12 protein-coding genes are annotated in these 11,558 nt (G+C 69.5%); all 12 read right to left on the reverse strand.

All coding sequences use genetic code 11. The features are described 5' to 3' along the window. The coding region (locus tag VGZ23_03375; protein HEV2356636.1) for a translation initiation factor IF-2 N-terminal domain-containing protein at positions 1-237 on the reverse strand (237 nt) is incomplete at its 3' end. Then, positions 234-587, reverse strand: a complete 354-nt coding sequence (locus tag VGZ23_03380; GenBank protein HEV2356637.1) for a YlxR family protein — start codon at positions 585-587, stop codon at positions 234-236. The genes VGZ23_03380 and VGZ23_03375, both read right to left, overlap by 4 nt. 4 nt (positions 588-591) lie before the next feature. After that, the gene (nusA, locus tag VGZ23_03385; protein ID HEV2356638.1) at positions 592-1,851 is read right to left on the reverse strand and encodes a transcription termination factor NusA; all 1,260 of its coding nucleotides are present in this window, start codon (positions 1,849-1,851) and stop codon (positions 592-594) included. A 55-nt stretch (positions 1,852-1,906) separates the two neighbouring features. Continuing rightward, positions 1,907-2,386 carry a ribosome maturation factor RimP gene (gene rimP / locus VGZ23_03390; GenBank protein HEV2356639.1) on the reverse strand — a complete coding sequence of 160 codons (480 nt, stop codon included), beginning with the start codon at positions 2,384-2,386 and terminating at the stop codon, positions 1,907-1,909. A gap of 182 nt (positions 2,387-2,568) precedes the next feature. Continuing rightward, the gene (locus tag VGZ23_03395; protein ID HEV2356640.1) at positions 2,569-3,738 is read right to left on the reverse strand and encodes an ABC transporter permease; all 1,170 of its coding nucleotides are present in this window, start codon (positions 3,736-3,738) and stop codon (positions 2,569-2,571) included. A 7-nt stretch (positions 3,739-3,745) separates the two neighbouring features. Then, the gene (locus VGZ23_03400) at positions 3,746-4,852 is read right to left on the reverse strand and encodes an ABC transporter permease (GenBank protein ID HEV2356641.1); all 1,107 of its coding nucleotides are present in this window, start codon (positions 4,850-4,852) and stop codon (positions 3,746-3,748) included. Positions 4,853-4,855: 3 nt separating this feature from the next. After that, positions 4,856-6,841 (reverse strand): ATP-binding cassette domain-containing protein, encoded by a 1,986-nt coding sequence (locus VGZ23_03405; GenBank protein HEV2356642.1) that lies wholly within the window; start codon positions 6,839-6,841, stop codon positions 4,856-4,858. Further along, complete coding sequence (locus VGZ23_03410) at positions 6,838-8,124, reverse strand: HlyD family efflux transporter periplasmic adaptor subunit (GenBank protein ID HEV2356643.1); 1,287 nt, start codon at positions 8,122-8,124, stop codon at positions 6,838-6,840. The genes VGZ23_03405 and VGZ23_03410 overlap by 4 nt, the downstream gene beginning before the upstream one ends. Continuing rightward, positions 8,121-8,831 (reverse strand): CerR family C-terminal domain-containing protein, encoded by a 711-nt coding sequence (locus VGZ23_03415; GenBank protein HEV2356644.1) that lies wholly within the window; start codon positions 8,829-8,831, stop codon positions 8,121-8,123. Before VGZ23_03415 ends, VGZ23_03410 begins: the two co-directional genes overlap by 4 nt. Positions 8,832-8,910: 79 nt before the next feature. Continuing rightward, positions 8,911-10,044 carry an FAD-dependent monooxygenase gene (locus VGZ23_03420; GenBank protein HEV2356645.1) on the reverse strand — a complete coding sequence of 378 codons (1,134 nt, stop codon included), beginning with the start codon at positions 10,042-10,044 and terminating at the stop codon, positions 8,911-8,913. A gap of 7 nt (positions 10,045-10,051) precedes the next feature. After that, entirely contained in the window at positions 10,052-11,344 is a 1,293-nt protein-coding gene (gene asnS, locus VGZ23_03425; protein HEV2356646.1) for an asparagine--tRNA ligase, read from the reverse strand. Positions 11,345-11,372: 28 nt separating this feature from the next. After that, positions 11,373-11,558: hypothetical protein (locus VGZ23_03430; GenBank protein HEV2356647.1), on the reverse strand; the 186-nt coding region annotated here is incomplete at its 5' end.

The following is an 11,558-nucleotide window of genomic DNA, read 5'->3' on the forward strand; positions in this document are numbered from 1 at the left end:
CTGCCGCACCTTGTCGTCGGCGACGGCTCGGCCCGGCCCGCGCGCCGGCTCCGGCGAGGGGGGTGGCGTGCCGGCCGGAGAGGCGGCCGGGGCCGCGGCCCCGCGCCGGAGCCGCGCCACGGTATCCGCGTCGAGTACGGACATGTGGTTGCGGACCGAGACCTTCATGGCCTCCAGCCGGTCGATTAGTTCCTTGCTGGTCAGGCCGAGTTCCCTGGCCAGCTCGTGTACCTTCACCAGGACCCCTCCGTTTCACCATCCGAACGCGTTCGCTGTTCCCGAAGTGACACGCGCCGTACCACCGGCGCCCGGGCCGGGGCCGGCCGGACAATCGTTTCGCGCAGGCGCTGTCCGATGTCCTCCGCCAGCGGCTGCGCGAGCGCGCCGGCGAGCCGTCCTCCGCGCACGGCGCGGTCCACGCACGCATCGTCCGGGCACACGTAGGCGCCGCGCCCCGAGACTTTTCCCGTGGCGTCGACGCGCACGTCACCGGCCGGCGTCCGAACGATCCGCACCAGTTCCCGTTTGGGCCGGACCTGCCCGCACGCGACGCACTGCCGCTGCGGCACCCTGCGTACTTTCGGCACCCCGCTAACCCCTGCCCGCCCGATCGCCCGCGTGTTGCGCCGGCCGCTCGCCCTGTCCTTCGGTCCCGAGCTGCTCGGCGTGAGCCGGCTCGTGCTGCGCCGCGGGCCCCACCGGTTCCTCCGCGGCCGGTTCGGCCGCCGGAGCGCCGGCCTCGGCCGCGGGCTGCGTGTCGGCCGCGGGCTCCTCCACCGGCAGATCCGCGAAGATCTTCCGGGCCTCGAGCTCCTTGATCTGGGACTCGCTCTTGATATCGATTCGCCAGCCCGTCAGCTTGGCGGCGAGCCGGGCGTTTTGTCCTTCCTTCCCGATGGCCAGCGACAGCTGGTTGTCGGGCACGACCACCAGCGCCGTCTTCGTCTCGTCGTGGATTTCGACCCGGATCACCTTCGCCGGACTGAGGGCGCTGGCCACGAACGTCGCCTGATCGGCCGACCAGGGAACGATGTCGATCTTTTCGCCGCGCAGCTCGTCGACGATCGATTGGACCCGCGTCCCCTTTGGCCCCACGCACGCGCCGACCGCGTCGACGTTGCGGTCGCGCGAGAGGACGCCGACCTTGCTGCGGGCGCCGGCCTCGCGGGCGATCGCCTTGATCTCGACGATGCCTTCGTAGATCTCCGGCACTTCCAGCTCGAACAGCCGCTTGAGCAGCCCCGGGTGCGTTCGGCTGACGACGATCTGCGGTCCGCGGTTCCCCTGCTTGACCTCGACGACGTAGGCCTTCACGCGGTCGTTCTGCCGATACCCCTCGCGCGGCACCTGTTCCGTCGGCGGCAGCACGGCCTCGATGCGGCCGAGATCCATGTACACGTTCCGGCGCTCGACGCGCTGCACGGTGCCGGTGACGATGTCGCCTTCGCGGTCCCGGAATTCCCGGTACACCATGTCGCGCTCGGCTTCCCGGATGCGCTGCACGATGACCTGTTTCGCCGTCTGGGCCGCGATGCGGCCGAAGTCCTTCGGCGTCACCTCGACCTCGACGATATCGCCGATCTGACTGTCGGGATCCCACTGCCGCGCCTCGGCGAGCGGCACTTCCAAGTTCGGGTCCACCACCTCGCCGACGATTGTCCGCACGCTGTACACGTGCTGTTCGCCCGTCTCACGGTCCAGCTCGACGCGGATGTTCTGCGCGGCCTGCCCGAAATTTTTCTTGTACGCCGAGAGCAGCGCGGCCTCGATGGCCTCGACCAGCACGTCCGTGCTGAGGCCCTTCTCCTCTTCGAGCTGCCGAACCGCCCGAATCAACTCCTGATTGTTCACCGGGCACCTCCACCACCCACCGGCCGCCCGCCCCCTCAGGGGGCACCCTCGGGGCCTAGGCGCGCCTCAAGTCTTGGCGCAACACGTCCTCCTCGACGACCAGGCGCGCCTGCGCGATCTCGTCCAGGCCGAAGCGTACCTCGCGCCCGTCCTCCAGTTGCACGGCGGCTCGTCCGTCGACCAGCCCCAGCAGGCGCCCGCGAAAGCGGCGCTGTCCGTCGACCGGGGCGTGCGTGGTGACCGCCACCGCCCGCCCGGCGAACCGGACGAACTCGCCCGGCTTCCGGAGGGCCCGGTCCAGCCCCGGGCTCGCCACCTCGAGCATGTAGCGCTCGATCGGTAGATCGTAGAGATCGAGCTCCCGGCTGAGCGCCTCGTTCAGCCGCGCGCAGTCTTCAACCCCGGCCCCGCGGTCGGCATCGACCAGAACGCGGACGACCGGATGCCGGACGTCGCCCGAGACCTCGACGTCCACGATCTCAAGACCCATCCGGGCCCCGATCGGCACGGCCAGCGTCTCGATCTGGCTTGCCATTTCCCGCCGCCTGTTCCCGTTCACCGCCCGCGCCGCCCCGGAACGCCCCTAAGAAACGAAAGAGTGGGTGCAACTACCCACTCCCCGCAGACGCGCCGACTTGATGCCGCTAGGAGTATACCATATGCCGGGAGACGTCACAACCGCCCGCGTGCGGCGGGTGCGGCGGGCCCGCGACGGCCTCAGCCGAGCTGCCGGCGAAACCGCCAGACGCTTAGCGAGAGCAGGACCGCGGTGAACACCAGGAGCGCCACGAAGTTCGGCCAGAGCGTTTCGAACCCGCTGCCCTTGATCAGGGCGCCGCGGGTGATCCGGCCGAAGTGATAGATCGGGTTCACGACCACGAGCGGCTGCATCCACCGCGGCATCGCCTCCACGGGCATGAGGGCTCCGGACAGGGACGTCAGCGGCGGGTTGATGAAGAACACCGTGAGCAGCGCCTGCGCCGCGGACTGCGTGAAGGTCGCGAGCAGGGTCCCGAGCCCGATGCCGGAGAGCAGGCACAACCCGGACCCGCCCAACACCACGATCACGCTGCCCTGAAACGGGACGTGAAAAGCCACCCGGATCAGCCCCAGCGCGAGGAGCGCCATCGCGGACAGGAGGACAAACACCGGCGCGATCTTGGCGAGAATGACCTCGGCGGTGCTGGCCGGAGACATCAGGAGCTGCTCGATCGTGCCGAACTCACGCTCCTTCAGCATGACGGTGGACGAGATGAGGGTGCCGTTCAGAATCAGCAGCATCCCGAACACCCCGGTCGTGATGAACCACGAGCTCACGAGACCGGGGTTGAACAGGAAGGCCGGAGCGAGGACCACCGCCCCCCGTTCGCTCACGGCCGGCGCGGCGATCCGCCGGAAGGTCGCGTGCAGGCCCTGCGCCGCGAGCCCGGCGCTGTAGGCCTGCACCACGCCTTCGGCGTACCCGCGGCTGATCTGGGCGGTGTTCACGTTCATCGCGTTCAACAGAAATTGCACGGTCACCGGACGGCCGCGCACGAGGTCGCGGGCGAAGTCGTGGGGGATGACGACGCCGGCGTCGATCGTCCCCCGGCTGATCGCCGCCCCGAGACGGTCCGCGGAGAGGTAATACCCGCCCAGGCGGAAGCTCCGGCTCTGGGTGAGTTCGGCCACCAGCTCGCGGCTCTCCGGGGTGCCGCTGTCGTCGACCACGCCCAGGCTCACGTTCGACACGTCCGCGTTCAGCACCGATCCCAGGAGCAGCAGCTGGAGGACCGGGGCGACGGTGAGCGAGAAGACCAGACGGCGGTCGCGGAGGATCTGCCGGAACTCCTTCGCCAGGAGGGCGCGGAAGCGGCCCGAGACGAGCCCGCCGAGGAGCGCGCTCATCCGCCGCTCAATCCGGGAGCTGCATCCGGCGCATCGTCCGCCACGCCACTCCGTAGAAGATCGTCCCGATCACGCCGATGATCAGAACCTTGTACCACGTCGTCACCCACCCGCCGGCCTGTAGAAACGCGTCGCGCACAACCTCAATGTAATACCGCCCCCACACCAGATTGCTGATCCAGCGAAGACCGGCGGGGATATTCTCGATCGGGAACAAGAGGCCGGACAGCAGCATCACGAGGAGGAAGCCCCCGAAGGCCACCGCCTGCATCGCGGCGGCCTGGTTCGGGACCGCCGCGCCCACCATCGTGCCGAAGGCCGCGACGCAGAAGGCGTAGAGCACGGTCGCCACGAGAAACGGCGTCGGGTCGCCGGCGAAGCGGACGCCGAAATCGGTGAACAGTAAGAGCAGCAGGACGAGCGCTTCGGTGAGCGCGACGGCCACGAACGCGAGGATCTTGCCGAGCAGGAACTCGTGCGCGGAGATGCTGGACACGTAGACTTGGAGGATCGTTCGCTGCTCCCCCTCCTTCGCCATGGCGAGCGTGGCGAGCAGCGCCGGGAACATCGACAGCGCCATGACGAAGATGCCCGGCCCGTAGAACTTGGGCGTCGATTCCCCGGGATTGAACCAGAGGCGGATCGCCGTCTGGACCGGCGCGGGGTGCCCGATCCCCACCGACCCCGCATTATAGGCCTGGACGATCGTGCCGGCATCGCCGGCCACCAGCCTGGCAGTATTGGCATCCGAGCCGTCGACCAGGAGTTGGACGGCCGCCGGATCTCCACGCGCGACGTCGCGGCCGAAGTACGGCGGGATGATCAGGACGGCGCGGGCGGCGTTCAGGACGAGGGCCCGGTCCGGTTGGCGGTCGACCGGCCACGGTACCACGTGGAACGTCAGCGACGCGCGAAACGCGTCGACCAGCCGCTGCGAGGCCGTGGACTGGTCGAGGTCCTGGACCACGATCGGCACGCTGCTGACGGACAACGAGAACGCCCGGCCCAGCAGCAGGACGAGCCCGAGCGGCAACACGAGGGCCAGGACGAGCGACAGCCGGTCACGGAGGAACTGGATCAGCTCCTTCCTCGTCTGGGCCAGGGCCCGCGTCATCGATCAGGCCCCGTCGTCCGAGGCAACTTTGCCCTCCAGCCGTGCGCGCTCGACGATGCTGATGAAGACGTCTTCCAGCGAGAACCGTCCTTCGCGAGCGGCGAGGACGCGCACCCCGCCGGCCGCGAGCGTGTCCGTGAGGGTGCGGATGCCCCGCCCGGCGTCCTGGTCGGTGATGACGTGGAGCCGGTCGCCGAACAGCGAGATCCGCCAGGCCTCCGTTCCCTGCTTCAGCAGGTCCACCGCGCGCTGCGGCTGGTCCACGTTGACCTCCAGCAGGTGCCGGTGCGCCATCTCCCGGCGCTTGATGTCATCGGGGGCGCCCTCGGCGACGAGCTCGCCGGCGACCATGAGTCCGATGCGGTTGCACTGCTCCGCCTCTTCGAGGTAGTGGGTGGTCACCAGGATCGCCGTTCCGGCATCGGCCAGCCGGTTGATCATGGCCCAGAAGGCGCGGCGGGCGAGTGGATCCACACCGGAGGTCGGCTCGTCGAGAAAGAGGACGTCCGGCTCGTGCATGATCGCGGCGCCGAACGCCACGCGCTGCTTCCATCCGCCGGGCAGGCGCCCCGTGATCTCTCGTTCCTTGCCCTCGAGGCCTGAAAACGCGAGGACCCACCGGCGCTTCTCCTCGCGCTCCTCCGGGGGCACGCTGTAGACGCCGGCGAAGAAATTCAAATTTTCCTCGATCGTGAGGTCGTTGTACAGGGAGAACTTTTGCGACATGTAGCCGACCCGCTGCCGCACCGCCGTCGAGCGCAGGCTGCCGCGCTCGCCGGCGAGCTCGACCTCTCCCCCGCTTGGTTCCAGCAGGCCGCAGAGCATCTTGATCGTCGTGGTCTTGCCCGCCCCGTTGGCGCCCAGGAGTCCGTACACTTCGCCGTAGTGCACCTCGAGGTTGACGGCGTTGACCGCGGTGAACGCGCCGAATCGCTTCGTCAGATCGACGGCGCCGATCGCGGTCTGCCCGGTCCGGTCCCCGTGCGCGCGGCGCGCGGGAAAGGGCGCGGCCTGCGGCTCCTGACCGAGGCTGCGGAGGGTTGCGACAAACGTGTTTTCGAGGGTCGGGGTGTCCACGCGCACGTCTTCGATCGCGAGCCCGGACCGGCCGAGCGTGTCGCGCAGGAGGCGTTCCGCGGCGGCCGCGTCGGGCGTGAGCAGGTCGAGGCGGTCTCCAAACCGTTGGACGTCGAGGATCGTCCCCCCCAAGGCGGCCGCCTCGGCGAGGGCACGCTCGGCCTCGTCCAATTTGGGCGTGCGGATTTCGAGCCGCTGCGCGCGGAGGCGCGTCCGCAGTTCCACGGGGGTCCCGATGTCGCGCAGTGCTCCGAGATGCATCAGCGCCACGCGATGGCAGCGTTCGGCTTCGTCGAGGTAGGGCGTGGCGACGAGGATGGTGAGACCGTCGGCGGCGAGATGGGCCAGGGCGTCCCAGAACTCGCGCCGCGAGACCGGATCCACCCCGGTGGTTGGTTCGTCGAGCAGCAGCACGCGGGGCTCGGGCACCAGCGCGCAGGCCAGCGCCAGCTTCTGCTTCATGCCGCCGCTCAGCTGTCCCGCGAGGCGGCCCGCGAACCGGTCCATGCCGAACATCCGGAGGTACCGGTGCCCGCGGGATGCGGCCTCATGGGCGGGCACGTGGCGCAGGTCGCCCGTGTAGCGGATATTTTCATCCACGGTCAGGTCAGGATACAAGCTGAACGTCTGGGTGAGGTAGCCCGTCGCCGCGCGCGCGCCGCGCGCCGGGCCGCCGAACACGTCGGCCGTGCCGCGCGTGGCTTCCATGACGCCGGCGAGGATCTGGAACGTCGACGTCTTGCCCGCGCCATCGGGCCCGATCAGGCCGAAGATCTCGCCCGGGCGGACCTCGAAGGCGATCCCGCGCACCGCTTCGATGCGGCCGTACCGCTTCGAGAGATCCTGCACGCGGATCGCCGGCTGTGCCGGCGCCGTCCGCGGGCGGTCGTCGACCGTCCGCGCGGGGGTCACTGGCTGTGCCACCCTTTCCAGCCTTTCGGCCACGCCCGGCCCTGGACCAGGATCTCCCCGTCGGCGGGCATGCCGGGCTTCGCATACCCGAACGCGCCCGCGAGCTGCAACTTGACGCCGACCACCTGCTTCACGCGGTCCTCGCGGAAATAGGTGTTTTCCGGCGTGAACGTGGCTTCGGGGTCGATCCGCATCACGTAGGCGTCGACCGGCCGGTTGGGATTGGAGTCGAGGTACACGTGCGCCGGCTGGCCGATCTTGACCTTCCCGATCAAGCCTTCCGGAACGAACCCGCGGAGGTACACCTGGCCCAGATTGAGGAGGGTCACGATCGCCGTGCCGGCCGTCACGACCTCGCCTGGTTCCGCGGCCCGGGTGATCACAGTCCCGCCAAACGGCGCCCGGATCACCAGGTCCCGGCGGTTGGCCTCCGCCTCGGCGACCTTTGCGCGGGCCTGGGTCACCTGCGCGTTGGCGCTGGCGATCGTCGCCTCCTGTTGCAGGATCTGCTTCTGCACCTGCGTGGTCGCGGCGTTCCGGATGGCGGGGTTGGTGAGGCTCGCCTCGGCCGCGGTGAGGGCGCCGCGCGCGGCGTCGACCTGCCGCCGCGATGCGGCGACGGCGGCCGCCTGCTGCTCCGCGGCCGTCACCGCCTGGACGCGCTGCTGCTGGGACACGGCCCCCTGCTGCGCGAGCCGCGTGTACGCGTCCCGGTTAAAGACGGCGTTCTGGTAGGCGGCCTGCTGCTGCGCGAGATTCGCTTCGGCCGTCGCGAGCTCGGCCTGGGCCTGCCGGACCCGCCCCTGCGCGTCGGTGACCGCCTGAGCCGACTCGAGCTGGTTCTGCTGCACCTGCTGCTGGAGGACGGCGACTTGATCGCGGGCCGCCTGCGCCTGCGCCGCCGCGGTCTCGAGCGCCGCGGTGGCCTGGTCTTCCTGGGCCCGGATCTGACTGTCGTCGAGGACCGCGATCACGTCGCCGGCCCGCACGCTGTCGCCTTCCTGCACCCGGATCTCGAGGATCTTGCCGGCGACCTTCGGGGCGATCGCGGAATCGTCGCCTTCGATCCGGCCGCTCAGCGTGACGATGCTGTCCGGCACCGCGGGCGCGGCAAAGAAGGTGCGCCAGACCCACACCGCGGCCGCCGTGAGCACGAGCACGACGACCACCGGCAGAAGCTTCGGCCGCCGGCCTGCCCCTCTCGGGGGGCGGACGCGGGGCCGCGTTCCGCCGGGCGGCGCCGCCGCCGGCGAGGGCGTGCCGGCGGCCTGGGGCGTGCTCATGTCCGTTCCCGTCCTCGGACCACCGGCGCCGCGCGCCGGTGCTCGGATTTGAACTGCCGGAGATACGCGAGCGAGAAGTCGGCGATGTGGTCCGCGATCCGGTCCACTTGAGCGGGGGTCATCTCGAGCTCCGGCCACATGCGCGCGAGAATCGGCCGTCCCTGAATGTAGTGGATGGCCTGCCCGATGATGCTGTGGACGCACAGGCGCGTCTTCTCGTCGTCCGGCGGCACTCCGAGGATCGCCCCGACGATCCCGCGGAGACGGTCGTACATCGGCCGGAGGGTCTCGTTCGCCACGCGGTCCATCGCCGGGGTCGGCTGCACCCACTCGTGCAACAACACGCGAAACGGCCAATCCGGGTGCTCCGACGCGAACACGCTCCGCAGCCGCATCCGGATGAGCGTCCGCAGCAGCTCCTCGGGCGACGCGGTGCGATCGGCCAAGGCGGCCTCCACGTCCAGCGTGCGGACGAACCGCCGCAGCACCTCGGTATAGAGATTGAGCTTGTCCCCGAAGTAGTAGTTGACCGCGGCCACGTTGGCCCCGGCGCGCAGGCAGATCTCGCGCACCGTCGCCCCGTGGAAGCCGCGCTCCGCGAACATCTCCTCCGCGGCCTTGAGCACTTTCTCGCGGGTATCGTCGGAGCCCGGCTGTGTCGATGCCGGCGCCCGGTGCGCCCTGGTGTGGGAGGTTGGACGGTTCATTTCAAACAACAGTTTAATACAGTCGTTTTATCCGGTCAAGCGGCTTCGCGTCAATGAACCGCGGGGGGGCCCGGGTTGGTTAGGGTGCCGGAATGAGTGGACCGAAGCGCGACCGCATCATCTGATCTCCTCGTTCGCGCAACGCGGCGTTCCGAGCGGCGGGGGGCATGCGTAACGCTTCTGCCGTGGCCATACTTTGCTGCTGGACCCACTTGACCCGCGGTTTGCGGCGGCCGACATACGTACTCAGGGCGCTCTCCATGGTGGCCGCCGAACGCAACACTTCGGCGAGCACGTACGCGTCCTCCATCGCCATGCAGCCTCCCTGGCCCATCAGCGGTGAGCTGGCGTGCGCGGCGTCGCCGATGAGCACCACCCGGCCCGTGTACCACTCATCGACATCGACCCACTCCATCGCCGAACAGTGGACCTGTTCATCCCGCTCCAGGGCGCCGAGATATTCCCGCACGAGATCCCCGAACTCCGCAAAGCGGGCGCGAAGGCGTGCCAGCCGGCCCGCGACGGGGTCGCGAACCTTCGGCTGCATGACGTAGCCGAAGCCATACGTGCGCCCCTCGCTCACCGGGGTCAGGCCGAAAAAGCACGCATCGCCCAGCAGGAATCGCAGGGTCGTCAGGCCGCGCGGGCGGATCGGCGCAATCCCGCGCCAATTCATCGCGCCGAGATCGGCCGGCCGCGCGGTGTTGAGCGTCAGCGTACGCACGGTAGACCCGATGCCGTCGGCCCCGGCGACGAGATCGTAGTCGGCCGACGAACCATCGCTAAACCCGACCGAGGCACCGCGACGGTGCTGCGTCAACGACGTGACGGACACACCGAGTCGCTGAGGCACGGCCGCCGCGCCCGCGACCAACACGTGATGGAGCTTGGTTCGCTCGATCGCGACCCAAGGTCCCACGTCGCCCCACAGCGCCTCTAGATCGGTTTCGCAGAGTACGTCGCCCTGCTGGTCGCAGAAACACCACCGGGGGTTGATCCAACCGGCGGCCTCCACCGCCCGATCCAGACCGAGCGCGCGCAGAATGCGCATGGCGTTGGGCTGCACGCCGATCCCCGCCCCGACGGCGATCTCGTCCCAGGAGGGACTGCGCTCTACGAGTTCCGGCCGAAATCCCCGCTGGTGCAGGGCGCCGGCGAGCGTGAGGCCGGCGATTCCTCCGCCGACGATCAGGATGCGTTCAACGTCCGCCATCGGCGTGTCACGGGTAGAGCCGGTTCAGCAGACGCGGGAACGGAATCGTCTCGCGGACGTGCTCGAGGCCGCAGATCCAGGCCACGCTCCGCTCGATCCCGATCCCGAACCCGCTGTGCGGGACGGAGCCGTACCGTCGGAGGTCGAGGTACCAGGCATACTGATCGCGGGGCAGCCGGTGTTCGTCGAGGCGCCGTTCCAAGAGCGCGAAATCGTGGATCCGCTGCCCTCCCCCGACGATCTCGCCGTAGCCTTCCGACGCCAGGAGATCGGCGCCCAACACGACGTCGGGCCGCGCGGGATCCGGCTGCATGTAGAAGGCTTTGCACTGCGTCGGGTAGTGCGTGACGAACACCGGTCGGTCGAAGGCCTTGCTCAACACGGTTTCCTCGTCCCCGCCGAAGTCGTCGCCCCAGGCAATCGGATGCCCGGCGGCTTTAAGCCGCGCCACCGCCTCGTCGTAGGTGATCCTCGGAAACGGGGGCCGCACCCGCTCGAGCGGCGCGAGGTCGCGCTCGAGCGCCCGGAGCTCGCCCCCGCGGCGCTCGAGCACGCGGCCGACGACAGAGGCGACGAGGCCTTCGGCGAGGGCCATGCAGCCCTCGAGGTCGAGATAGGCCGCCTCGGGTTCGATCATCCAAAACTCGGTCAGGTGCCGCCGCGTCTTCGACTTTTCGGCCCGGAAGGCGGGACTGAAGCAGTACACGCGGCCGAACGCGGCCGCGCTCGCCTCGCTGTACAGTTGGCCGCTCTGGGCCAGGTAGGCGTGCGTCTCGAAGTATGGGGTGTCGAACAGCGTGGACGTGCCTTCGCAGGCGGCGGGGGTCAGGATCGGCGTATCCATCCGGATGTAGCCCTCGCCGTCCAGATAGTCGCAGATGGCCCGCTCAATTTCCGCCCGCACCCGCAAAATGGCCCACTGCCGGCTGCTGCGAAGCCACAGGTGCCGGTGGTCCATGAGGAAATCGACGCCGTGTTCCTTCGGCGTGATCGGATACGCCTCGGCCAGCTGCACGACGCGCAGGCTCCGCAACGACAGCTCGTACCCGCCCGGTGCGCGGCGGTCCTCCCGAACGGTCCCCTCCACGATGATCGACGACTCCTGGGTCAGGGCACCGATGGCCGCAAACACGTCCGAGGGCAGATCGGCCCGCACGGCGACGGCCTGCACCAGGCCGGTGCCGTCGCGCACGAGCAGGAAATGGATCGCGCCGCTGCTGCGGAGGTTGTAGAGCCAGCCGTGAATTTCGACGGTATCGCCGACGTGCTCGCCGAGGCGCTCGATCCGGACCGCGGACATCATCGTGTCTCCCTTCCTCTGCCCGCGCTCAATGCGGACCGATCGCGCCCTGCGCCGCGCGGTCGATCGCCGCGAGCGCGACACTCTCGACGAGTTGCGGCGAGGCGGTCACCCGGCCCGTCTGGACGATGAGCACGCGATGCCGCCGCGGCCCGGTCGTGGGAACGAAAACGCCGGAGACGTTCGGGAAGCGGCGTGCGGCGACGACGAGCGG

It is taken from the genome of bacterium, assembly GCA_035945995.1.
GTDB lineage: Bacteria > Sysuimicrobiota > Sysuimicrobiia > Sysuimicrobiales > Segetimicrobiaceae > DASSJF01.